Source organism: Allobosea sp. R86505, assembly GCF_042466375.1.
Classification (GTDB): Bacteria; Pseudomonadota; Alphaproteobacteria; order Rhizobiales; family Beijerinckiaceae; genus Allobosea.
Map to the genome: position 1 here is coordinate 4,682,558 of NZ_JAXHPY010000001.1, position 22,452 is coordinate 4,705,009.

The window sequence follows — 22,452 nt, forward strand, 5'->3', positions numbered from 1 at the left end:
GATCACGGGCCGCCCCTCAGGCGGCCCTTTTCGTTTCCGCCCGCGTCTGCAGCACCGCCGGGAAATGCGTCTCCGCCCATTCGACCAGCCCGAGGAGCGGGCCGGCGAAGCTGCGCCCGAGCGGTGTCAGCGAATAGGTCACGCTGGGCGGGACGGTCGGCTGGACGTCGCGATGGACGAGGCCGTCCGCCTCCAGGGTCCGCAGGGTCTGCGTCAGCATTCGCTTGGAGATGTCCGGGATCAAGCGGTGCAACGCGCTGAACCGCCGGGGGCCTACGGCGAGCGCACAGAGCAGCAGGGTCGACCAGCGGTCGCCGATCTGGTCCAGCAGCCCGCGAACCGGGCAGCGGTCGGGATCGAGACCCGCTGTCTGCCAGAGTTCGAATTTGGCGCCGAGCGTCTTGCAGGCATCCATCGGGTTCCTCCACGGTAACCTGGTGACGCGAAAGTGCCGTCTTCCGGCAAGGCCGGACAGTCTCCATCTGAGACCGAGTTACCACAAGAGACCGGAGAGTTCCATGTCCCATCCTGTTTATGCCGTCACCGGCGCCAGCGGCCAGCTCGGCCGCCTCGCGGTTGCGGCCCTGGTGGCGCGCGTCGGCGCTGCCGCCGTCGTGGCGATCGTCCGCGACCCCGGCAAGGCTGCCGGATTGTTCCCCGCCGGCGTCGCCGTTCGCCAGGGCGACTATGACCAGCCGCAGGAACTGGCAGCCGCCTTCGCCGGGGTCGAGCGCCTGCTGCTGATCTCGTCGAACGCGATCGGCCAGCGCCTGGCCCAGCACCGCAATGCGATTGCAGCCGCCAGGCAGGCGAGCGTCACCCGCATCGCCTATACCAGCGTGCTGCGCGCCGACATCTCGCCGTTGGGCCTCGCCGAAGAGCACCGCCAGACCGAGACCGCGCTGGCCGAGAGCGGCCTGCCCCACAGCCTGCTGCGCAATGGCTGGTACACGGAGAACTATGCCGCCTCGATCCCGCCCGCGCTGGCCCACGGCGCCTTCATCGGCAGCGCCCGGGACGGCCGCATCGCGAGCGCCGCCCGCATCGACTATGCCGAGGCCGCAGCGGTTGCGCTGATCGGCGATCAAGCGCCGCGCGTCGTGCATGAGCTGGCCGGCGACGCCTCCTATTCCCTGGCCGAGTTCGCAGCGGAACTGTCGCGCCAGGCCGGGAAGACGGTCCCGTATGTGGACATGCCCGAGGCCGATTATCGCGGGGCGCTCCTCGGCGCGGGCCTGCCCGAAGGCCTCGCCGCCCTGCTCGCCGATTCCGATGCGGCCGCCGCCAAGGGCGCGCTCAACGACGACAGCCTTACGCTCTCGCGCCTGATTGGCCGCCCGACGACGCCCTTCGCGACGACGATCGCGGACGCCCTGCACGGCTGAGCGCGAACCAATCGACCTCTCGGGCGTTGGACAGCACCCGCTCCCGAGAGGCCCCGCCATGATCCGCCTGTTTCCGACCACCCTGCTCGCTGCTGCCCTGCTTGCCGCGACGGCGCAGGCGCAGACCGCGGGCCCGACCTCCGGCGCACAAGCCGCGAAGCCGGCCTCGCCGGCGGTCGCCTTGTGCAAGAACGCCGCCCTGAGCACGCTCTCGGCACGCGAGCCCGAGATCAAGGACATCTATGTCGACGAGGACGGTGCCACGATCGCCGTCGCGGACACGAAGGTCGAGGACACGCCGGTCACGCGCATCATCATGGCCGAGGCCTATCTGCGGACCGACCGCTCGGACAAGCCGCGCCGCTTCCTCTGCCTGCTCGGCGAGAACGACAAGGTGCTGCTGACCTTCTTTACCGCCCGCTGAGGAGCGGGCGGGCCGCTGCGTCCTCAGCCCGAAGGCTCATCCACCACACGGGTCGCAGGACGGTCGCGCCCATCGGCGAGTTCCTCGTGCCAACGGCCCTGCTCGTCCTGATAGACGATGCCGTCGGTGGCGCCCGCGAGCGTCTGGCGCGCTGCGGCGGCGTTCGCCGCCGTCAAGGCCACCTCGTGCGACGGAAAGGTCTCTGACAGCACATCGCCGACCTTGTAGGCCCAGCCGCCGTCATGCTCCACGATTTGATACCTGACCGTCACCATCGGATGTCCTCCTGCTGCCGTTCAGGGCAAACCCGGAGGTGCGGCGCAGGGTTCCCCTACTCGCCCTGATCGGCCGCACGCAAACCGTCCAGCACCGGCATGGAGGTGATGTGATAGCCGGCGTCGACATGGTGGATGTCGCCGGTGACTCCACCCGAGAGGTCGGAGAGATAGTACAGCGCCGAGCCGCCGATCTCGTCGAGCGAGACCGACTTGCGCAGCGGCGAGTTCGCCCGCTGCCAGGAATACATCGCGCGCGCATCCGAGATGCCGGCGCCGGCCAGCGTCCGCACCGGCCCAGGCGAGAGCGCGTTGACGCGGATGCCGCGCGGGCCGTAGTCGCCGGCGAGATAGCGCACGCTGGCTTCCAGCGCCGCCTTGGCCACGCCCATGACGTTGTAGTTCGGCATGATCCGGGTCGAGCCGCCATAGGTAAGCGTGATCATGCTGCCGCCCTTCGGCATGCGCTCCGCCGCCCGCTTCGCCACCTCGGTGAAGGAGAAGCAGGAGATCACCATGGTGCGAGAGAAATTCTCGCGGCTGGTGTCGGCATAGAGCCCCTTGAGTTCGTTCTTGTCGGAGAAGCCGATGGCGTGGACGACGAAGTCGAGCGTGTTGCGCTCGGGATCGCCGCCCCAGGCTGCGTCGAGCGCGGCGAAGGTCGCATCCACCGTGGCGATGTCCTCGACGTCGCAGGGCAGGACCAGCGTCGAGCCGACGCTCTCCGCCAGCGGCTTTACCCGCTTGCCGAGGGCCTCGCCCTGATAGGTGAAGGCCATCTGCGCACCATGGGCGTGCAGGGTGCGCGCGATGCCCCAGGCGATCGAGTTCTGGTTGGCGACGCCCATGACGAGGCCGCGCTTGTTGTGCATCAGGGGGAGCATGGGGACCGTTCGGTTCTGGCGTCAGGAATAAGGGAGAGCGGAAGGCAGGTCGGTCTGGCTGAAGTCGTTACCCTTGAAGAGGATCGATGCTCCGGCGAGTTGCGCAGCCGCATAGGCGAAGCAATCGCCCATGTTCAGCGCCGCCGGGTGCCGGCCTTTGCCGAACCGGTCGAATGCCGCCAGTGCGCCATCCGCGTGCGCAGCTTCGTGAGGCGCGATGCTGATCGCGCCCCGCGCCAGAAACTCCAGCACCGTCTCCTTGGCGAGATCGACCGCGACTCCGCGCACCCGTACCAGGGCGACGGTCGCCTCATAGATCGCCAGCGGCGAGGTGAAACGCCGATCAGGGCCTGTCAGCGGCATCCCGAACTGTTCGAAACCAGCTTCTTCGAGAAGCACAGCGACAATGACCGAGGCATCGACATACATGCTAAATATCGCCCGACAGCTCGTCGTAGAACGCCTTATCGGCCTTCAACCCGGTTTTTGGGTAGGCCGCGACGCGCTGCTGCAAATCCCGTATGCGCTCCAGAAACGGAACGTTCTGGTCCATTTGGAGAAGCTCGTTCTGAACGGCCTGCTTGACCGCGTCGGTCAGGCTGACGCCTTTACGCGCCGCCAGTTCCCGCACAGCACGGTCGGCCTCTGGATCGCGAATATGAAAAGCCATCCCGGCACCTCCGTCTAGACGAGCCTTATAATCGTCTAGACACGACCCGTCACGCTACAAGTGCTTCTTCACCGCGGCCGCCGTGTCTTTCGACGAGGCCAGCGGCACGATCTCGAAGCGCGCGAGGTCGCCCCAGGCCAGCACCCATTCCTGCAGCTTGGTGACGTCGTCGCACTGCATCACCTGGAAGCAGCGCGCGAAGTCGGCGGAGATCCAGCTGTCGACATAGGTCAGGCCGTCCGGGATCATCCGGCCCTTCTCGTGGAAGCGGGCGTAGATTTCCTTCACCCGCGCCTGGTCGAAATGCTCGATCACCATGAACAGCATGGGTTCCGCCCTCAGGCCTCGAGCTTCTTCATCACGATCGTGGCGTTGGTGCCGCCGAACCCGAAGGAGTTCGAGAGCACACAGCCGAGGCCCGCCTTGTCGATGCGCTTGCGCACGATCGGCATGTCGGCGAAGGCCGGGTTGAGTTCGTCGATATGGGCGCTCTCGCAGATGAAGTCGTTGTTGAGCATCAGCAGCGAATAGATCGCCTCCTGCACACCGGTGGCACCGAGCGAATGGCCCGTAAGCGACTTCGTCGCCGAAATCGGTGGCGCCTTGTCGCCGGCACCGAAGACCTCGCGGATCGCCTCGATCTCCTTGGCGTCGCCGACGGGCGTCGAGGTGCCATGCGGGTTAATGTAGTCGACCTTGGCGTTGACGCCCTGCAGCGCCATCTTCATGCAGCGTACGGCGCCCTCGCCCGACGGTGCGACCATGTCGTAGCCGTCCGAGGTCGCGCCATAGCCGACGATCTCGCCATAGATTTTCGCGCCGCGCGCCTTGGCGTGCTCGAGTTCTTCCAGCACGACGACGCCGGCGCCGCCGGCGATGACGAAGCCGTCGCGGGCGACGTCATAGGCGCGCGAGGCCCGCGCGGGCGTGTCGTTGTAGTCGGTCGACATCGCGCCCATGGCGTCGAACAGGACCGACAGGGTCCAGTCCAGTTCCTCGCAGCCGCCGGCGAAGATGACGTCCTGCTTGCCCCACTGAATCAGCTCATAGGCATTGCCAATGCAGTGATTGGAGGTCGCGCAGGCCGAGGAGATCGAATAGTTCACGCCCTTGATCTTGAACCAGGTCGCCAGCGTGGCGGACGCGGTCGAGGACATGCCCTTGGGCACGGCGAAGGGGCCGACCTTCTTGGAGGAACCGCTCTCGCGCGCCTTGTCGTAGGCGTCGATCAGGGCGCGGGTCGAGGGTCCGCCGGAGCCCATCACGATTCCCGTGCGCTCGTGGCTGATCTCTTTTTCCTCAAGACCAGCATCGGCGATGGCCTGTTCCATTGCGACCTGGTTCCAGGCCGAGCCGCCGCCATGAAAGCGCATGGCGCGACGGTCGAGCACGGTCGAGGGGTCGAGTGTCGGAACGCCCGCGACGCGGCTGCGGAAACCGTGCTCCGCAAAATCCGGCATGAAGGAGATGCCGGACTTCGCTTCATGCAGCGAAGACAGCACTTCCTGCGTATTGTTGCCGATGGACGAGACGATGCCCATCCCGGTGACCACCACGCGTCTCATGCTCTTTTCTCCGGCTTCATCGCGCCTTTGCCGGACGGATCGGGGCCCGGCACGCATTCGTCGATCCCGCGCAAATGGACCGCGCGGGCGCCGCGCGCAAGGTGGCGCCGCGGTTTTCCCCCGCAGGCATCGCCCCGGAGCGCCCTCCGAAGCGATCCCGAACGCTTCAGACCGCCTCGGGTTTGAACAGGCCGACGCGCATGTCGCTGACCGTGTAGATGCGCTTGCCGTCTGCCTCCAGCCAGCCATCGGCGATGCCGAGGACGAGCTTGGACTTGAAGACGCGCTTGAAATCGACGCCGTAGACGACCTGCTTCACTGATGGCAGCACCTGGTCGGCGAACTTGACCTCGCCGACGCCGAGCGCCCGCCCGCGGCCCGGCAGACCGAGCCAGCCGAGGAAGAAGCCGGTGAGCTGCCAGAGCGCATCGAGGCCCAGGCAGCCCGGCATCACCGGATCGCCCTTGAAGTGGCAATCGAAGAACCAGAGGTCGGGCCTGATGTCGAACTCGGCGCGGACGAGGCCCTTGCCGTTGGGGCCGCCATCTTCGGCGATCTCGGTGATGCGGTCGAACATCAGCATCGGCGGCAGCGGCAACTGGGCATTGCCCGGCCCGAACAGCTCCCCACGGCCACAGGCGAGGATCTCCTCGTAGCTGAAAGACGATTGCCGCTGCATATCCCGTGTCGCTCCATGCCGGCCGCCTTCGAGCGACCCTCTGCCCGTGCCTAACACGCCGTCCCGCCCGAACGAAAGGGCGCAGGGAACGGTTACGGCAAGCCGCCCATCCGGCCGGGGGCGCTTGCGAGCCCGACCGCGAAAGCTTACATCCATTCTCAACAAGGATGGTGACAAACCGTTCCACCTTCGAGGGAGCTTCGCGGGCAGCGATGAGCGATCTGATTTCCCAGGATGCAGGCTATGGATCGAGCGTTCGGAAGGGCTGCCCCTTCCACGACATCCGCCAGCGCCTGCGCCGGGTCGGCCTGCGGCCGACGCGGCAGCGCGTCTCGCTGGGCTGGGTCCTGTTTGCCCGGGGCGACCGGCACATCAGCGCCGAGATGCTCTACGAAGAGGCGATGAAGGAGAAGATCCCGGTCTCGCTGGCGACGATCTACAACACGCTGCACCAGTTTACCCAGGCCGGCCTGCTGCGCGAACTGGCGATCGACGGCGCCAAGACGTTCTTCGACACCGACAGCAGCGAACATCATCACTTCGTGGTCGATGGCGAGAACACGGTGATCGACATTCCCGCCGAGGCGGTCGACGTTGCGGCTCTGCCCGAGCCTCCCGCGGGTTACGAGATCGCGCGTGTGGACGTCGTGGTCCGGCTTCGCAAGATCGACGCCTCGCCGCAGTGAGGCGCCTCTGGGCGCATCAGTCCACCTTTTCGTTGGGATAGACGCCCCAGAGCCGGTCCTGCCGCAGATAGCCTTCGGTGCCGCCGATGCTCACCCGGCACCAGCTTCCGGCGCAGGACGCGACATTCGCGATCACGCCAGGCTCGAGCAGTGCGACGACCGCCGCGCCCTCCCCCGCCTCGCGAAGCAATGGAAATGTTTCGCCCTTGGCCTTCGACCAGGGCGCGACGAGCGCCGTCCGTCGGCCCGAGAGCAGACTGTGGAGCACCCAGCCTTCCGAGCCGTCGGCATCGCGCACGCGCCGCCAGGTCTCGAATTCCGCGACGATCTCCACCGGCAGACCGGCGCGCTGGTAGACCCAGCGGGTGCGGTGTTCCTTCGAGGGACCTTCGCGCAGGTTCACCCGGTCCGTCTTCAGGCTGACATAGCGCGGCACGGGCAGGCCGGTGACGGACCCCGCATGCATGTCCTGAGCTCGAGCGAGCGGTGCCACCGCCATAGCTGCCAGCAGGGCCAGCCCCGCCAGAACGCTCCGTCTCGCCGCCACCATCCGTCCGATCTCCATCCAGCAACCGCCCGTTGCCCAGGGTACCCCCGGCGAAGGGTCATGTTGTCATCCGTCGTCACGCCACTTAGAGAACGGGCGAAGCCGAGCGTTCCTGCCGCATCATTCCTGAAGCCCTGCAGTTAATGAGGGGTTGAGGCCAAAAGGCGGCGGGCGCCAGGGCAGCGGAGGAGGAGGCGTCCATGTCGAAGAAGAAGCCGCTCGTCGTCGTCACGCGCAAACTGCCCGCTGTGGTCGAAACGCGGATGCGCGAGCTGTTCGACGCGCGCCTCAACATCGACGACACGCCGATGAGCCAGGCCGCCCTGGTCGAGGCCGTCAAGACGGCCGACGTCCTCGTTCCCACCGTCACCGATCGGATCGACGCCAAGATCATCGCGCAGGCCGGCGACCAGCTGCGGCTGATCGCCAATTTCGGCAACGGCGTCGACAATATCGACGTCGCCAGCGCCGTGCAGCGCGGGATCACCGTGACGAACACGCCCGGCGTGCTGACCGACGACACCGCCGACATGACGATCGCCCTCATCCTCGCCGTCGCCCGGCGCATCGCCGAGGGCGCGCGCGTCATCCCCGACGACGAATGGGCGGGCTGGTCGCCGACCTGGATGCTGGGGCGGCGCATCACCGGCAAGCGGCTGGGCATCGTCGGCATGGGCCGGATCGGCCAGGCCGTGGCGCGACGCGCGGCGGCCTTCGGGCTCTCGATCCACTATCACAACCGCCGCCGGCTCGATGCCCGCATCGAGGAGAAGCTCGACGCGACCTACTGGGATTCGCTCGATCAGATGCTGGCGCGCATGGACATCGTCTCGGTGAACTGCCCGCACACGCCGGCGACCTATCACCTGCTCTCGGCACGCCGGCTGAAGCTGCTCAAGCCGGATGCCATCCTGGTCAACACCGCACGTGGCGAAGTCGTCGACGAGACGGCGCTGTCGCGGATGCTGGAGGCGGGCGAACTGGCCGGAGCGGGCCTCGACGTCTACGAGAGCGAGCCTGCGGTCAATCCGCGCCTGCTGAAACTCGCGCGCCAGCACCGCGTCGTGGTGCTGCCGCATATGGGCTCGGCAACGCATGAGGGCCGCGCCGAGATGGGCGAGAAGGTCATCGTCAACATCAAGACCTTCATGGACGGCCACAAGCCGCCGGATCGCGTGCTGCCGAGCATGCTCTGAGACGGCCAGCGCTGTCGCGGGGCTCGTTCAGGCGCGCAGCCCCGCCACGAGTTCCGGCCACTGCCCGAAATCGTCGATCACGGCGAAGGCGCCGGCTTCGGCCAGGCGCCGGGCGCTGCGCGCCTTGTCATGGGCGACGCCGGTGAAGCCGACGACGCGCATGCCGGCCGCCAGCGCGGCCCGCACGCCCGGCACCGAATCCTCGATCACCAGACAGGCCTCCGGCGCGGCCGCCATACTCGCGGCGGCGTGCAGGAAGACATCCGGATGCGGCTTGCCGCGGGCGACCTGCGAGGCCGAGAAGATGTGCGGATCGAACAGCTCGAGCAGACCCGTGATGGTGAGGTTGCGGCGCAGCGGCGCGAGGCTGGTCGAGGAGGCGACGCAGCGACGGCTTCCGATGGCCGTCACGGCTTCGCGCACGCCGGGCAAGGCCCGCAGTTCGCTCTTCAGCCTGAGCGCCACCGCATCTTCGATGCGCTGCTCGAAATCGGCAGGCAGGGGGCGCCCATGCGCCGCCTCGATGATCTTGATGCCCTCGGACCAGGGGATGCCGACGATGCTGTCGACATAATGGTTGAGGGTCCAACTCGTCAGGCCCAGCGCGTGACAGGCGGCGAGACTGACCTCGCCATAGAGCGTCTCGGTATCGATCAGCGTGCCATCGCAATCATAGATCACGAGATCCGGCATGCCGGCGACCGAACCCGCCATGCTCATTCGGCTCGAGCCGTGTCGAACTGCCCGGTCTTGCGGAAGCGCCAGAGATAGGACGGCACGATCGCCTCGACCGAGACCGGGGCGATGCCCAGCCCCTCGAAGCTGCGCCCCTCCGCGACGGCGGCCGCCGAGACGACATTGTCGTTTTCGAGGAGCGTCACCTGGTCGCGTGTCAGCTTCATCGCGTCCGGCAGCAGGCCCAGCGTCAGCGTATCGACCACCTCCAGGATTCGCGCCTGGATCCGCGCCAGCGGGAACGGCAGCGGCACCAGCAGGCGCTTGCGGTCCGTGACCTCGCAGATATAGGTCAGCAATTCGCGGAAGCTCTTCACCTCCGGGCCGCCGAGTTCGTAGATTCGCCCGCCCGCGGCCGCCCCATCGACCCCGCGTGCCACCGCCTCCGCGATGTCGCCGACGAAGACGGGCTGGAATTTCGTCTCCCCACCGCCGACCAGCGGCAGCGCCGGCAGCACCCGCGCCAGCGCGGCGAAGCGGTTGAAGAAGCCATCCTCCGGCCCGAACACGATCGAGGGTCGCAGGACCACCGCACCGGGAACCGCGGCGAGCACGGCGGCCTCGCCCTCGGCCTTGCTGCGGGCATAAAGGGACTTCGAATCGCGATCGGCACCGATCGCGGAAACCTGGATGAGGCGGGCGATGCCGGCGGCCGCACAGGCCTGGGCGATCGCCCTGGCCCCGTTGGCCTGCACGCCGGCGAAGCTCTGCCGCCCGCCCTCCTGCAGGATGCCGACGAGATTGACGACGGCGGCGGCGCCCTTGACCGCGGCGGCGACCGAGTCCGGATAGCGCAGATTGGCCTGAACCGCGTGGATCTGGCCGACCATGCCCAGCGGCTGCAGGAAACCCGCGAGATCGGGCCGCCGAACCGCGACGCGGACGCGATAGCCACGTTTCACCAGCGCGCGCACCACATGACGGCCGACGAAGCCGGAGCCGCCGAAAACCGTGACGAGTTGCTGGCTCGGAGGGGACAGGTCGTTCGCCATCGTCGGCAGGCCTCATGCGCGCGGGTTCGGATGGCTCCTAAAGCATTTCACCCCTGTCTGGAAAGGTGCTTGCGCCGGTTGCGATGCCGCGGCGAAACCTGCCGGGCTGCCGCCGGATCGGGCAGCGGCGCCTGCAATTGAGGCATTCGGAAAACCGAAAGTCGCTCTTTTGCGCCGATGTTCTTGTGACGCCTCGTCTCTACTTAACCTGTTCTTCAGGTCCCCAGCAGTAAACTGCCTGACATCTTCCCCAACGTCATGCTGAGGGTTCGTCGTGAGATCCATTCGCAACAAGATTCTGGGCCTGATCGGCATCGTCGCCGCCGGTGCGGCGATCGCCCTCGCCTTCGCCCTAGTCGCCCTCTCCGGCATCGAGGGCATGGGCCAGCGCGTCTCGCGGCAGAACGACGTCGCGCTCGCGACCGAGCGGCTGAACGTCGCGGTCAACCAGCTGAGCGAAGATTCGCGGCTGGCCTATATGGCCCGCAACCCCAATGAGGCGAAGAACGCGGCAGCTGCGATCGAGAAGGGGCTCCATCAGCTGAACGACCGCCTGAAGATCTTCACCGCGATCGTCCCGGCCGACGAAAGGGAGCGGGCCGCCAAGATCGGCCAGCTGGCCGCCGAATTCGCCGGCATCCGCGCCGAGACCGCCAAGCTCGCCCAGGAGGTCTCCGGCCGTGCCGCGGACGCCTGGGGCAACAGCGAGGCCAGCCGCCGCAACCGCACAGCTCTGATCGAGGAGCTCGGCGGCTTCAGCCGGCTGAACGAGCAGGCCGGCGACGCCGTGGAAGCCGAGGCGTCCGCCTATGGCGGACGGATGCGTGTCCTGATTCCGCTGACGCTGCTGGTCCTGCTCGGCATCTCGGTCGCTGCTGCGATCGCCTTCTCGCGACGCGCCATCGTCAAGCCGCTCATCGATCTCGGGGCTGTCATGGACCGGCTGATCGCGGGCGACACGGCCGTCGAGGTGCCTCATGCCCAGCGCCGCGACGAGATCGGCGCCATGGCGCGTTCTGTGTCGGTCTTGCGCGAGACCAGCGAAAAGGTCGCGATCCTGCAGCAGCAGGAGCAGGCCGCTGCGGCGGCACGTCTGGCGCGGGCGCAGTCGATGGAAGCGGTCGTGTCGGATGTCGGCGAGGTTGTCGCCGCGGCGGCGGCGGGCGATTTTTCGGCGCGGCTGCAGATCGACCAGGCCGACGAGCAGATGCAGAAGCTCGTCGCCGGCATCAACGAGATCAATGCGGTGGTCGATTCCGCGACCAGCGAGTTCGCCCGCACGCTCTCGGCGGTGGCCGGCGGCGACCTGACGGTGCGGGTCGACGCCGCCTATCGCGGCAAGTTCGCCGAGCTCAAGGGCGCGATCAACGACACCGTCGAGCGGCTCTCCTCGACGGTGAAGACGATCCAGGTCACCTCGGCGGATGTCGGGCTGGCCGCCCGCGAGATCAACACGGGGGCCGACGATCTCTCCAAGCGCACCGAGGAGCAGGCCTCCTCGCTGGAAGAAACCGCAGCCACGACCGAAGAGCTCGCGGCCTCGGTCAAGGCCTCGGCCCAGGCCTCTCGCGACGCCGCCGCGATCGCCGACGAGGCGATGAGGGCGGCGCAGACCGGCGGCGCCATCGCCGGCCAGGCGGTCGACGCCATGGCGCGCATCGAGAGCGCATCGCAGAAGATCTCCGACATCATCCGGGTGATCGACGACATCGCCTTCCAGACAAACCTGCTGGCGTTGAATGCGGCGGTGGAAGCGGCCCGGGCGGGTGACGCCGGCAAGGGCTTCGCGGTCGTCGCCTCCGAGGTGCGCACCCTGGCGCAGCGTTCCGGCGAGGCGGCCAAGGACATCTCGGCGCTGATCTCCTCCTCCAACAGCGAGGTCGGCGAGGGCGTGAAGCTCGTCCGCCAGGCCGGCGAGGCGCTGGAGCAGATCCTCGGGGCCTCGCGCAAGGTCGCGGCCACCATCGCCGACATCTCCGCCGCCTCGGGCGAGCAGGCCAACGGCATCGACGAGATGAGCCAGGCGGTGGCCCATCTCGACGAGATGACCCAGCAGAACGCCGCACTCGCCGAACAGAGCGCAGCCTCCGCCGGTTCGCTTTCGGGCAAGATCGCCCAGCTCAACGACCTCGTCGCCGCGTTCAAGACCGGGCCGGATCAGGCCGGGCTCGGTTCCGAGGCTACCCTCGCGCCCGCGCGCTGGGCCGCCTGAGACCACGGCGCAGCCCTCATGGGGGCGGCTCGTCTAAAAAGACCGTCACAGGAATTTTGCACGATCGCCAACAAATCGCTGCGGGCCCGTTGACAGTCCCGCAGCGCCTCCGTAAACGAACCGCCGTTGCCCAGGTGGCGGAATTGGTAGACGCACCAGCTTCAGGTGCTGGCGCTCGCAAGGGCGTGGAGGTTCGAGTCCTCTCCTGGGCACCACTCTTTCCCGCTTTTGCGTCAAAGAGTTAAGCATTGATAACGAGTTGCATGGTATCCGCTTTGACACTGCGGTTTGACACCATGGCTCTTGCAATGTCCCGACCCTACGCTACCAAGCAGGGTTCTTACTACCTGAACGTGAAGGTGCCGCTGGCCCTTCGCCCGCTCGCCAAAGGGCAGCGGGTCAGCCTGCCCGTGGCCGGCGAACACCACACCGTCGTCGTTGGTGAGAAGGTTGTCCTGTCCCTGCGGACGAAGGAGCCCAAGGTCGCCAAGGAGCGCTTTCCCCTCGCGCTGAACGCCCTCAATGCCTTCTTCGAGACCTTAGGCCGGCCGCCCCAAGCCCTGAGCAGGGTTCAGGCGCGGGCTCTTGCCGGCGAGCTTTACAAGGAGGCCGTGAGCGACATCGATCACGACGATGCCCTCGCCGATGAGGTCGCGGCGTATCGTGATGAGTTCCAGGCCGCCGCGGATCACTACCAAGGTCAGGGAGCGGGCGAGAAGCTCGCCGAACTCGAAGCCGCCATCGAGATGCATGACGAGCGCGCCATGCTGGCCTGGGGGCTGAAACATGGTGATCCCCTCCTATCCCGAGAGGAACTGCTTGAGGGCTATTTCGGCCCGATGCTGGACCAAAAGCTGGCGCAGCATCACCTTAAGATCGATGCTGGGTCTCGCCAGAAGCTGCTGAATGCCGCGGAGGGTCTCGGCCAGGAGTTCATCGCCACGGCGGAGCGCCGCCTCAAGGCCAACGACTTTCGTGACCCTGTCAACGCCACGCTGCCGACGTTCACGCCGCCGCCTCGGCAGGCGCCGCCGTCCCCGCGCCCTGTCGCGGACCGCTCCAAGAGACTCACCGTCGAAGGGCTTTTCGAGCTTTGGAAGAAAGCTCATGAGAAGAAGCGCGCGCCCTCGACCTTCAGGCGCTATGGACCGTCTCTGGCCTCCCTCCATGCGTTTTGGGGAGAAAGAGCCGTCGGCTTGATGATCGAAGACGACATCTGGGCATGGGCGCTTGCCCGTGAGAAGGAAGACGGGATCAGCGCGGCGACGATCAACAAGAATGACCTGGTGGCGATTTCGTCCGTCCTCGGCTGGGCGGCGTCGTTCCCTGGCGGCCGCGTCCTGTCAGCCAATCCCGCCAAAAGCGTGCGCCTCGAAGAGGACCGCAAGACGGAAAAGCGGGAAAAGGTCTTTCGCGATGACGAGGTCGCCGCGATCCTCAAGGCGGCACGAGCGGCCAGCATCAACCAGCGCTTCCCGCGTGCGGCCGCCTCGCGGCGGTGGACGGCGTGGATTTGCGCCTATACCGGCGCTCGCATTCAGGAGGTCTGCTGGCTCAAGCGCGAGGACATCAAGCGCCAGGACGGCATGTGGGTCATCCATTTCGCCACCACCAAGACCGATGTCGCGCGGACAATCCCCTTGCACGCCGCGCTGATCGAGGAGGGCCTACTCGCCTTTCGTGAGAAGGCGTCCGAGGGCTTCCTGTTTGTGGGGGACACGGCGCAGAAGGAGGGATCAACGCGCTCGCAACAGGAGCAACGGGCAAGTGAGCTCGCTGAATGGATCCGTGAGCAGGTTCCCCTCGACAAAGACCTCAGCCCCAACCATGGCTGGCGCCACACCTTCGTGACGCGCGCGGAAGAAGCCGGCATCAAGAAACGCCTCGCCAACGCGATCACAGGCCACAACCACAAGAAGGACGTTTCGGACGGCTACTTTTCGGCCCGCCCTAAAGCACTGAAATCAGCTATTGATGCCTACCCAAGATATGATCTCGACGGCGTCGACGACGGAGGCTGAGAGCTGGCTCGGTTTGTCTGAACAGTTTGCGGGCTGTCGCTAAGTGGATTTCGGCCCTGGCTATGCCGCAACCGGGATTGGCTGCAGCGCGTTGAAGTAGGCCTGATCGGGCGTCTGCCGTCCCAGGCTCTGGTGAGGTCTCCGGCCGTTGTAGAAAGCGAGATAACGGCCGATCGAGGCGCGCGCGTCGGACACGCTGGCGTAGGCGCGCAGATAGACCTCCTCGTATTTGACCGATTTCCAGATGCGCTCGACAAAGACGTTGTCGCGCCAGGCGCCCTTGCCGTCCATGCTGATCCTGATGCCCGCGCCGATCAGCAGGGCGGTGAACTCGCGGCTGGTGAACTGCGAGCCCTGGTCGGTATTGAAGATCTCCGGCTTGCCGAAGCGCGCCATCGCCTCCTCGACGGCCTCGATGCAGAAGGCGACGTCCATGGTGATCGAGAGCCGCCAGGCCAGAACCTTGCGGCTGAACCAGTCGACGACGGCCGTGAGATAGACGAAGCCCCGCGCCATCGGGATGTAGGTGATGTCCATCGCCCAGACCTGATTGGGCCGCGTCACCGGCAGCTTGCGCAGCAGGTAGGGGAAGATCTTGTGCCCCGGCGCCGGCTTCGAGGTATTCGGGCGGCGGTAAAGCGCCTCGATCCCCATGCGCTTCATCAGCGTGGCGACGTGAAGACGTCCAGCCCTATGGCCATCGGCCCCAAGCAGCCCCTGCAACATGCGGCTGCCCGCGAAGGGATATTCCAGATGCAGCGCGTCGATCGCGCGCATCAACGCCAGGTCGGCGGCAGGAACCGCGCGGGGTAGATAATAGACGCTGCCCCGGCTGATCCCGAGCACCTTTGCCTGCCGGTTCAGTGGCAGGTCGTGCGCGCGGTCGATCATCGCTTTGCGCTCAGAAGGCCGGCCTTGCCGAGCGCGCCGGACAAAAAATCGTTCTCCAGCGCCAGCTCCCCGATCTTGGCATGCAAGGTCTTCACGTCGATCGCAGGCGCACCGGCCTCGGACTTCGCCTCGGACCCGAACACGCCGGCAGCCCCCTCAAGAAGCTGGCTGCGCCATTGCGTGATCTGGTTGGGGTGGACATCGAACTGCTGCGCCAGGTCGGCCAGCGTCTTCTCGCCCTTGATCGCCGCCAAAGCGACCTTCGCCTTGAAAGCCGGGCTGTGGTTCCGGCGAACGCGTCTCGTCATATCCGCTCCTGTTCACGGCAATCATGCCGCGTTCAGGCCGAAAATCCACCTATGCCCGGTGTCCAGATTTCCCGAGCCAGCTCTCTGATTGAAGCATCCAGAAGTTCTAGGGGTTGCCACGGGCGCGGGTCGCTACCCGCGACGACGACGGTCCCGTGGCCTCGTCACATCCAGCGCTCCTCTGGTCAGCCGTTGAAGTCTGACCGCGTCCCTTGGGACCGCGACCGCCAGGAGATGCGAGGGCGCCGCGACGGCGGCGTCATAACGTGCTGGTAGATGATCGCCTCGGCCAGCCGCAGGAGGCGGTCGGCGTCATCGGTCTTGGGCCTGAAGAAGTAGATCTCGGCGTCATCGGTCCGGCGCATGCCGCCGTTGAAGCGGTAGGTCGTCCCGCGCTTGAGGTGGGCCGGATCGATGCCGAGGATGGCGCAGTGCTTGCGGCCATCGGCGGTGTCTAGCCAGCCGTTGAGGAGGGCGCCTTTCATCCGGGCGGCGAGCTGCTTGTCGAACTCGCGCGCCGTCATGTCCGCCGGCAGACGCACGGTCAGGCAGCGGTCGCCGTTCGCGATGGGCGAACCAGGGAGCGGGCGACCGACGGGGAGGATGTGCTGCATCATCCAGGTGTCGAATCCAAGATCCGAGCAAGGGTAGCCGTCGGCGCTTGTGGTCAGCGCGCCATATCGGTCGGCGTTGAGCTCGCGCAGGCGGCTGCGCAGATCCGTCTGGGTCGTCGTCGAGACCTTGTGGACCGCTGCCAGGAGCCGGCGCGCGACGCCCACGAGTCCTGTGGCGCCGGTGCTGGCATGATCGAAGCCGCAGCCGGCGGCGTAGATCGCGGTGAGCATGCCGGGCTCATAGCGTTCCGTGAACGCCGGGTTGGTGAAGGCGTCCCCTGGGAGCGGCGCGAGCGCGACGCCGCCGATGCGCGGCCACTGCGTCTCGACGTAGTGGGTGACGGCGCCGGCGCTACCCTCAGGCAGGAGTCGGCTCAGGGAAGGGCGGCGCGAGCGGGGCTTGGCGGATGCGTCTTTGTGGCCGCGGGTGGTGTCGATGCTGGTCACGGTGTTTGGCTTTCGTCTTCGGTTCTGTTCCTGGGGGTACTTTCCCCACAGCTTGCAATCGTCCCTTTCCCTCGAACGAAAACGGGCGGCGCCGCAGCACCGCCCGTCCAGAATGAACATTGTTCGACGTGCATCCTATCTGGACGCGTGACGCGGTCGAACAGCGTTCGGCGACGTGAAGCTGCTGGGCGCGACCGGCGCGTCGCAACACCGAACGACGTTCGAGGTCGCAGGAATGAGGTCGAACATCGTTCAGACGATTTCGATCCAGATCGGCACGCCGGTCGCCATGCGGTCGCCTCCGGCGAGCCTGGAGAGCCAGGACGCGTCTTCGAAGGCCATGCGGATGGCGGCTTGCATGTGGAGCGGATCGTGCCTGCAGGCGCGATCATTGATCGCCTTGGCGACGCGCTTCTTGGCCCTGACGCCATCGGATCCCTTCACGACGGGCCAGATCGCGACCTGCGCCGCGGTGAGGTACCCCAAGATCAGCGCACCCTCCGCCGCTCGGCGCAGCTGCGCGGCATCGTCACCAGGGACCTGCGCCAGCGCCATCAGCCGGTCGACGGTGGCGAGAAGGCGCTCGACCCGCCCGGCCAGCTTGGCGAGGTCGGGCACGTTCTCCATAACGCCGGCCCAAGCCGCGACCTGCGCATCGGCGAAGACGGGCGGTCCGCCCCGCGGCGGCAGCAGCGTCGTCAGGTCGTAGCGCGCCAGCGGCCAGTCGGCGAGGCCGCGGTCGGAGGACGAAGGCACGGAAGGACCGGCCGGGACGACCAGTTCGCCAACATTGAAGGCAGCGCGCTTGATGCGGATACGATTTGCCGTCTCCGACGACAGCGATGCGACGTAGTCCGATTCCTGGCTGATATGGGGCCCGGTCACCTCGGCGAGGGCGAGCTTGGCGTCGACCACGTCGAGATCGTCGCTGGGCCAGATTGCGACGAGGGACCTGAAGCTGAGGCTGACGAGGGTCAGCCCGGCCACGACGCCGCGCACGGTCCCGAGATCGGCGCTGTTGCGCAGGCGCATGGCCTCGTCAGCGAGGCGCTTGGCCTCGCGGGCCGCGAATTTGAGGTCAGGCACCGCGTTGCGGAAGGCGACGAGCTCGGCGACGGAAGGGTCATCGCTGACGAGCTCGGTCGCGATCGCAATCGGGTCGACATCGGTACGCAGGTCGGGCCGGTCGACGGCGCGGTCTTCGCGGGGACCCGTCAGGTCCCGGTTCTCGTTGGTCATGTGTTGTCTTTCATCGGGGTACAGCCCCATTGGCTGCGCGTCCTCGTCATTCCCGGAATCGAAACAGGCGCCCGTCAGGGCGCCTGTTCTTTTTGGTCCCCTATGGAGGCCGGCGAACGCCACCAGCCTCCCACGGGGACAACACCAGCCCTTGACGGGCACGCCCTCCAAAAGCTCGTCAGAGGCTGGTGTTGTCCCCGTGGAAGCTCGCTCCTGTTGAATGACCCTCAGCACATTGGCGCGGTGCTGATCGTGAGCTGGTGCTGGTCAACCGAAGGTTCATCTGTGCGAGCGGTCTGAGGACCGCCAACCGGCTTTGACGAGCACGCCAGCGCGCCGCCACGGGCAAGCCCTCCAGAGGCTCCTGGGACGCCCGTGTTGTCCCCGTGGAAGCCCGCTCCTGCTGACTGGGCAGTCAGCACGGGTTGGCGGCCAGCATGGCGCGGTAGTGCTGGCCGACCGCGATCGCGATGAGCAGCCCGGCCTGAAGCTGCGCCCGCGTCGCGACGCTGGCATGGGCCGCCTCGAAGATGAGGTCGGTGTCGACCGCGATGGAGGCGAGCGCGAGCTCGGCCAGCGCCAGGACATGCTGGAGGAGCGCACCCTCGTGGGCGGCCGCGATCTCATCGCGCTCCTGCGGATGCAGCTCGTCATGGTCGAGGGAGACCGCGAGGCGATCCGCCATCACGCCATGATGCCGGGCGTCATCGAGGAGCGCGGGGATGTTGGTCTGGCGCTTCAGCCAGAGGCGCAACGTCACATTCTCCTCGATGGTGTGGAGGGTGGCGCGGCTGGAAGCAGGCTCCTCGCCATGGCCGCGGCCGGCGAACGCAATGGCGTCCTGCGTGATCTGCGATGCGTCGCGCTCCTTCAGCCCGAAGGCGATCTCGGCGAGATGGCGCAGGTCGTTCTCTTCCGGGTTCTCGAGCGACTGGATGAAGGCTTGGCCCTGCTGACGGCGCGCATGCCGGTCGGCGCCGTCGCGGGCCGGCATCAGCGCGACCGCCACGGTGGCGGTCGTGTTGAGGAGGACGAGCGCGTAGAGTGCCGCCAGATGTAAGGTGATCACGCCGGGCGGGGAGCCATCGGCGAGCGCAACGAACCGCTTGACCTGATCGCCATGGAGCCTGGCGCGCTCCACGATTCCGGCGACATTCGGCGGCTTGCGGATGAAGGCGGCGTAGTCTGCGATGCAGGGACGATGGAGGCGCAAGGCCGCGATATCGTCGATCGCGGCACGCAGGGTCGGTTCGAGCTGCAGGGTCGCGAGGCTCTTGGGCGCCGAGGCGCCCGACTGGTTCGGGATCATGTAAATGATGCTCTTTAGTGATTGAGGTCGTCTGAGGTTCTCGGGGGTGTTTGGTCCCCTTCCTCATCCCTCCTCTCGTCACCGCTTCCGCTCCGGGCTCCGGGGCCGCACCAGGGCCTCGCCCAGCTTCGTCTTCATCTCCTCGACCGCCATCCCGCTCAGGAATCCGATCCGGCCCCGTCCTTCACGACCAAGCCGCAGCACGCCTTCGGCCTGGGCGAGGTCGGCACGGGTAACGTGCCGGCGCCCCTCCAAACAGGAGAAGCCGAAGGCGATCGGCCAGAGCCGCGACATCGCGCGCGGCGTCTCCGCCATGACCTGCTCGAGGAGTGCATCCGTCGGGGCAGCGAACAGCCCGCCCGTCACGGCATTGGCCTCCTCGAAGAGCGAGCGCTGGATCGCAAGCATCTGGCCGGGCTCCAGCGTGATCTCGAAGGCGATGAGCCGATCGACGATTGAGGTCGGCAGCGGCGAAAGGTCATTGGCGGTCGCCAGCCAGATGATGTGATCGGCCCTCAGCGGCACCTCGAGGAACTCGTCAGTGAAGCGGCTGGCGTTCTCCCGCTCCAACAGAGAGTGCAGGACGTTGATCGGCGTCTCCGTCGGATTGAGCGGGCTGGCCTTCTCGATCTCGTCGATGACGATGACCGGGCTGGCGCAGTTGGAATCGAGCAGGAGCTGCGCGACCTTGCCGGGCGCCGAAGCTCGCCAGACCGGCGCGAGCCCTGAGAACCAGGAGCCCCGGTCGGTGACGAGGTTCATCGGAATGGTCAGCGTCGCAACGCCGAAGGCTTGCGAGAGGCGACGGGCGTAAAATGTCTTGCCGACCCCGGGCGCGCCGAGGAGCACACAAGGGTCGAGGCGCAGCGGCTGGCCTCCTGCCATGGCCAGCGTCGCGGCGCGCAAGACCCAGGCGGTGACGTCCCGGAACTGCGGGCAGGTCCGGTCGAGCGCAGCGATGCGCGCGATCATCTCGGCGTCGGGGACGAGCAGGGCTCGCCAGGAGCCGCGCTCGTCCTGGTAAAGCCGGTTCCAAAGCGCGCGCTGTCTCGCTTGGGCATGGCCCTCGTCGTCGCTGGTCGAGGTCATGATGCCATCACCATGCAAACGACGATCGACGTCATGATAGTCGAAGAGGTGGAGGCCGACCGGCTCTGGCGGCGGGACGGCGAGCGAGACGCGCTTCTTGCGCGGGGAGCTGGACTTGGTGGTCATCGGGGAGATCCGGGTATGGCTTCACTGGGGTCCTGCGGTCGCAGTCCCGTCTCCCCGTCCCGTCATGGATGAGGGCGCCGGCCTCGCGGCCGACGCCCTCTGTCGTCGTGCTCTTGTCGAAGGCGATCAGACCGGCACCGCAGCCGGGACCCTCTCCACCGAGGCGGCCTCATCCGGCCCGAGCGCCTCGCGCCGCTCGACCAGCCATGCCCGGATTGCATTGAGGGCCGGCCGCGAGGCCGGCTCGACGGTCGCCGCGAGTTCCTCGCAGCGCGCGAGCGCCTTCGGGATCGTCAACCACGGCACCTCGTCCGTCGTCGTGAGCCGATGGCGCAGCCATTCCTGGCCGCGGCGCCAGGCATCGGGCGAGAGCGTCTCCGGCGCGTTGAGGAAAACCTGCCGGATCGCCAGCGAGCGAAGCCGGGTATCCTGGATATGCTGGGCCGCGAAGCCCGCCCGCACATCCCAGGGCAGCTGCTGCCAGCGCTCGCAGGCCGCGGCATCGGCGTTTGAGACGAAGCCGCCCGAGTAGAGCTGCTCGTCCACCCAGGAAGAGGGTTCGCGGTCGGCGTAGCGATCCTCCAGCGCCAGCGCGAGCCGGCGGGTGAAGGTTGGGTGATCCCAGAGCGCCCGGGCGCGATCACGGTAGACCTCCAGCGGCAGCGGCTCGGTCAGCGCATGGGCCGCCTGGCCCCACGAGAACAGGATCGGCTGCGCGTTGGTCTTGACCTGGCGAACGGCTGAGCGTCCCGAGCGGATCAGCGCGAGGAGCTCGGGCCCCTTCAGGTTGAGAATCCCGGCCGGGTCCTCGCTGAGGTCGATGACGGTCCTCGCGTTCGGGTTCGTGGGCGAACCGATGAACGGCGCGACCGGCACCAGCCGCGAGATCCCGCCGAGGATGACCGGATTATCGTCAGCCATGAGGCCACTGGGTCCGCTCTTCTTCGCGTTCGCCAACATCGTCGCCATGGTGGCCGGCGCCCGGTCCAGCAGGAGCCGGAACAGGTCCCGCGTCGCCAAGACATCCGCGAGGGCGTCATGAGCGGCGTCCAGGCTGAGCGAAATGCCATTTGAGCGGCACACCTCGCCCAGCTTGAGCACAGGTTTCCCCTCGGGAGTCCTGGGCACCACGACCGCGTCAGGCTCCAGCATGATGACGGCGCGCAGCATGGTGAGGACGTCAGCGCGACCGTGGCCGGTCATCGCGCCGGCGTAGGGCGGCAGCAGGGTCTGGAAGAAGGACTGGCGGACCATCTCGTCGTCGAAGCGGATCGTGTTGTAGCCGATCAGCATGGCCGGCTTGCAGTCGGCCATGAGGCGCGCGACCTGGCCCATCATCTCCAGATGTGAGAGCGGCTGGTCATCCAGCATGGCCGGCGTGACGCCGGTCACCAAAAGCGCGTCCGGGGAAGGCACGATATGGGTCGGAAGCCTGCAGCGCAGGGTCAGCTCGCGCTGAATGCGGTGCTCGGCGTCGGTCTGCACGAACGCCGCCTGGAGCGGGACGTCGAAGCAGGGCGAGAGCCCGGTGCTCTCGAGATCGTAGAAGAGGTACCCCATCACGCCCTCACTGCGTCGGGCCGGAGGGCCGGTCGAGGGGGATCAGCACGATACCGAGCCTTTCGCCATCGGCCCGCATCGCCGCCTCGAGCATGATCGCGGCGTTCGACCGCGCGACCTCGTCCTGCATCTGGATCAGCGTCTCGAAGACGTGGACCTTCAACGCCAGCACTTCGCACAGCGGGGTGGGTGCTTCCGCCAGTAGGATCGCCATCCGGCGCGCCGCAATCCTGGCGCCTTCTGCGAGCTGCCGGCAGTTAAGGCCGTGCTCGCCGTCGAAGCGCTCCGGCGCCGCCTCGATCAGCCGGGCATGAGCCACCTGGGCCTCGAAGCGCAGGAACAGCTCGTCGGCCGTCAGCACCCCGCGATAGGCCCGCGCATAAAGCGCCATCTCGTCATCCTGCGGCCGGGCGTCGTCGCCGCAGCCGCTACCGTCATTGGTCTTCATCGAATTGTCCGTCTGAAGCGGGAGCCCGGGGCCCTGCTTCGAAGGCTCTTCCCAGGGGTTGACCCTTCATGGGTTCCGCGATCCTCATTCTCCTGCTTTCATCTAGGGCCCCGGCATCGAACTGGGCGGATCCGGCCTTGCCGATCGTAA

At 67.1% G+C, this 22,452-nt stretch carries 24 protein-coding genes and 1 tRNA gene; 7 read left to right on the forward strand and 18 right to left on the reverse strand.

All coding sequences use genetic code 11. The features are described 5' to 3' along the window. Nucleotides 1–16: 16 nt before the first annotated feature. Nucleotides 17–415: a winged helix-turn-helix transcriptional regulator gene (locus SJY11_RS22595; RefSeq protein ID WP_376988965.1), complete on the reverse strand. Its 399-nt coding sequence runs from the start codon at nt 413–415 to the stop codon at nt 17–19. A gap of 103 nt (nt 416–518) precedes the next feature. Here SJY11_RS22595 and SJY11_RS22600 point away from each other — a divergent pair, with 103 nt between their 5' ends. Both SJY11_RS22600 and SJY11_RS22605 read left to right on the forward strand, forming a co-directional pair. Next, nucleotides 519–1,385: an SDR family oxidoreductase gene (locus SJY11_RS22600; protein ID WP_376988966.1), complete on the forward strand. Its 867-nt coding sequence runs from the start codon at nt 519–521 to the stop codon at nt 1,383–1,385. 58 nt (nt 1,386–1,443) lie between these two features. Further along, the gene (locus SJY11_RS22605; protein ID WP_376988967.1) at nt 1,444–1,809 is read left to right on the forward strand and encodes a hypothetical protein; all 366 of its coding nucleotides are present in this window, start codon (nt 1,444–1,446) and stop codon (nt 1,807–1,809) included. Between the two features lie 23 nt (nt 1,810–1,832). On the opposite strand, the gene SJY11_RS22610 is transcribed toward SJY11_RS22605, so the two are convergent. From SJY11_RS22610 to fabA, 7 genes are all read right to left on the reverse strand, one after another. After that, the gene (locus tag SJY11_RS22610) at nt 1,833–2,084 is read right to left on the reverse strand and encodes a DUF2188 domain-containing protein (protein WP_376988968.1); all 252 of its coding nucleotides are present in this window, start codon (nt 2,082–2,084) and stop codon (nt 1,833–1,835) included. A gap of 56 nt (nt 2,085–2,140) precedes the next feature. After that, nucleotides 2,141–2,968: an enoyl-ACP reductase FabI gene (gene fabI / locus SJY11_RS22615; RefSeq protein WP_376988969.1), complete on the reverse strand. Its 828-nt coding sequence runs from the start codon at nt 2,966–2,968 to the stop codon at nt 2,141–2,143. 21 nt (nt 2,969–2,989) lie between these two features. Next, nucleotides 2,990–3,397, reverse strand: a complete 408-nt coding sequence (locus SJY11_RS22620) for a type II toxin-antitoxin system VapC family toxin (RefSeq protein ID WP_376988970.1) — start codon at nt 3,395–3,397, stop codon at nt 2,990–2,992. Nucleotide 3,398: 1 nt separating this feature from the next. Further along, complete coding sequence (locus SJY11_RS22625; protein ID WP_305667483.1) at nt 3,399–3,638, reverse strand: type II toxin-antitoxin system VapB family antitoxin; 240 nt, start codon at nt 3,636–3,638, stop codon at nt 3,399–3,401. A 54-nt stretch (nt 3,639–3,692) separates the two neighbouring features. Continuing rightward, nucleotides 3,693–3,965 carry a DUF3303 domain-containing protein gene (locus SJY11_RS22630; RefSeq protein ID WP_067992283.1) on the reverse strand — a complete coding sequence of 91 codons (273 nt, stop codon included), beginning with the start codon at nt 3,963–3,965 and terminating at the stop codon, nt 3,693–3,695. Nucleotides 3,966–3,976: 11 nt separating this feature from the next. Beyond that, on the reverse strand, nt 3,977–5,203 hold the full coding sequence (gene fabB / locus SJY11_RS22635) for a beta-ketoacyl-ACP synthase I (protein ID WP_376988971.1): 1,227 nt from the start codon (nt 5,201–5,203) through the stop codon (nt 3,977–3,979). Between the two features lie 166 nt (nt 5,204–5,369). After that, nucleotides 5,370–5,882 (reverse strand): 3-hydroxyacyl-[acyl-carrier-protein] dehydratase FabA, encoded by a 513-nt coding sequence (fabA, locus tag SJY11_RS22640; protein WP_326907266.1) that lies wholly within the window; start codon nt 5,880–5,882, stop codon nt 5,370–5,372. Nucleotides 5,883–6,094: 212 nt separating this feature from the next. On the opposite strand from fabA, the gene irr reads away from it, so the two are divergent. Further along, nucleotides 6,095–6,568 carry a Fur family transcriptional regulator Irr gene (irr, locus tag SJY11_RS22645; protein ID WP_305690822.1) on the forward strand — a complete coding sequence of 158 codons (474 nt, stop codon included), beginning with the start codon at nt 6,095–6,097 and terminating at the stop codon, nt 6,566–6,568. Nucleotides 6,569–6,584: 16 nt separating this feature from the next. On the opposite strand, the gene SJY11_RS22650 is transcribed toward irr, so the two are convergent. Beyond that, nucleotides 6,585–7,118, reverse strand: a complete 534-nt coding sequence (locus tag SJY11_RS22650) for an SH3 domain-containing protein (RefSeq protein ID WP_376988972.1) — start codon at nt 7,116–7,118, stop codon at nt 6,585–6,587. 197 nt (nt 7,119–7,315) lie between these two features. On the opposite strand from SJY11_RS22650, the gene SJY11_RS22655 reads away from it, so the two are divergent. Further along, nucleotides 7,316–8,311 (forward strand): 2-hydroxyacid dehydrogenase, encoded by a 996-nt coding sequence (locus tag SJY11_RS22655; RefSeq protein WP_069053956.1) that lies wholly within the window; start codon nt 7,316–7,318, stop codon nt 8,309–8,311. Between the two features lie 27 nt (nt 8,312–8,338). Here SJY11_RS22655 and SJY11_RS22660 read toward each other — a convergent pair whose 3' ends face one another. Both SJY11_RS22660 and SJY11_RS22665 read right to left on the reverse strand, forming a co-directional pair. Then, nucleotides 8,339–9,025: an HAD family hydrolase gene (locus tag SJY11_RS22660; protein WP_376988973.1), complete on the reverse strand. Its 687-nt coding sequence runs from the start codon at nt 9,023–9,025 to the stop codon at nt 8,339–8,341. A 2-nt stretch (nt 9,026–9,027) separates the two neighbouring features. After that, on the reverse strand, nt 9,028–10,038 hold the full coding sequence (locus SJY11_RS22665) for a complex I NDUFA9 subunit family protein (RefSeq protein ID WP_376988974.1): 1,011 nt from the start codon (nt 10,036–10,038) through the stop codon (nt 9,028–9,030). A gap of 274 nt (nt 10,039–10,312) precedes the next feature. Between SJY11_RS22665 and SJY11_RS22670 the strand changes: the two genes are divergently transcribed. The 3 genes from SJY11_RS22670 (at nt 10,313) to SJY11_RS22680 (ending at nt 14,271) form a co-directional block, all read left to right on the forward strand. Continuing rightward, on the forward strand, nt 10,313–12,250 hold the full coding sequence (locus tag SJY11_RS22670; protein ID WP_376988975.1) for a methyl-accepting chemotaxis protein: 1,938 nt from the start codon (nt 10,313–10,315) through the stop codon (nt 12,248–12,250). 128 nt (nt 12,251–12,378) lie between these two features. After that, nucleotides 12,379–12,465: transfer RNA gene (locus tag SJY11_RS22675), tRNA-Leu, on the forward strand. A 93-nt stretch (nt 12,466–12,558) separates the two neighbouring features. After that, nucleotides 12,559–14,271, forward strand: coding sequence for a tyrosine-type recombinase/integrase (locus tag SJY11_RS22680; protein WP_376988976.1), 1,713 nt, complete (start codon nt 12,559–12,561; stop codon nt 14,269–14,271). A gap of 60 nt (nt 14,272–14,331) precedes the next feature. On the opposite strand, the gene SJY11_RS22685 is transcribed toward SJY11_RS22680, so the two are convergent. From SJY11_RS22685 to SJY11_RS22715, 7 genes are all read right to left on the reverse strand, one after another. Beyond that, a protein-coding gene (locus SJY11_RS22685) for an IS3 family transposase (protein WP_376984629.1) occupies nt 14,332–15,470 on the reverse strand; the annotation gives its coding sequence in 2 pieces (ribosomal slippage) (nt 14,332–15,212 and nt 15,212–15,470; 1,140 coding nt in all). 185 nt (nt 15,471–15,655) lie between these two features. Beyond that, nucleotides 15,656–16,531 (reverse strand): hypothetical protein, encoded by an 876-nt coding sequence (locus tag SJY11_RS22690; RefSeq protein WP_376988977.1) that lies wholly within the window; start codon nt 16,529–16,531, stop codon nt 15,656–15,658. Nucleotides 16,532–16,783: 252 nt separating this feature from the next. Next, on the reverse strand, nt 16,784–17,770 hold the full coding sequence (locus SJY11_RS22695; protein ID WP_376988978.1) for a hypothetical protein: 987 nt from the start codon (nt 17,768–17,770) through the stop codon (nt 16,784–16,786). Between the two features lie 415 nt (nt 17,771–18,185). After that, the gene (locus SJY11_RS22700; protein WP_376988979.1) at nt 18,186–19,079 is read right to left on the reverse strand and encodes a hypothetical protein; all 894 of its coding nucleotides are present in this window, start codon (nt 19,077–19,079) and stop codon (nt 18,186–18,188) included. Nucleotides 19,080–19,157: 78 nt separating this feature from the next. Beyond that, the gene (locus SJY11_RS22705; RefSeq protein WP_376988980.1) at nt 19,158–20,294 is read right to left on the reverse strand and encodes an AAA family ATPase; all 1,137 of its coding nucleotides are present in this window, start codon (nt 20,292–20,294) and stop codon (nt 19,158–19,160) included. A gap of 126 nt (nt 20,295–20,420) precedes the next feature. Continuing rightward, nucleotides 20,421–21,854, reverse strand: a complete 1,434-nt coding sequence (locus SJY11_RS22710; protein ID WP_376988981.1) for an exonuclease domain-containing protein — start codon at nt 21,852–21,854, stop codon at nt 20,421–20,423. 7 nt (nt 21,855–21,861) lie between these two features. Further along, nucleotides 21,862–22,302 (reverse strand): hypothetical protein, encoded by a 441-nt coding sequence (locus SJY11_RS22715; protein ID WP_376988982.1) that lies wholly within the window; start codon nt 22,300–22,302, stop codon nt 21,862–21,864. Nucleotides 22,303–22,452 lie beyond the last annotated feature (150 nt).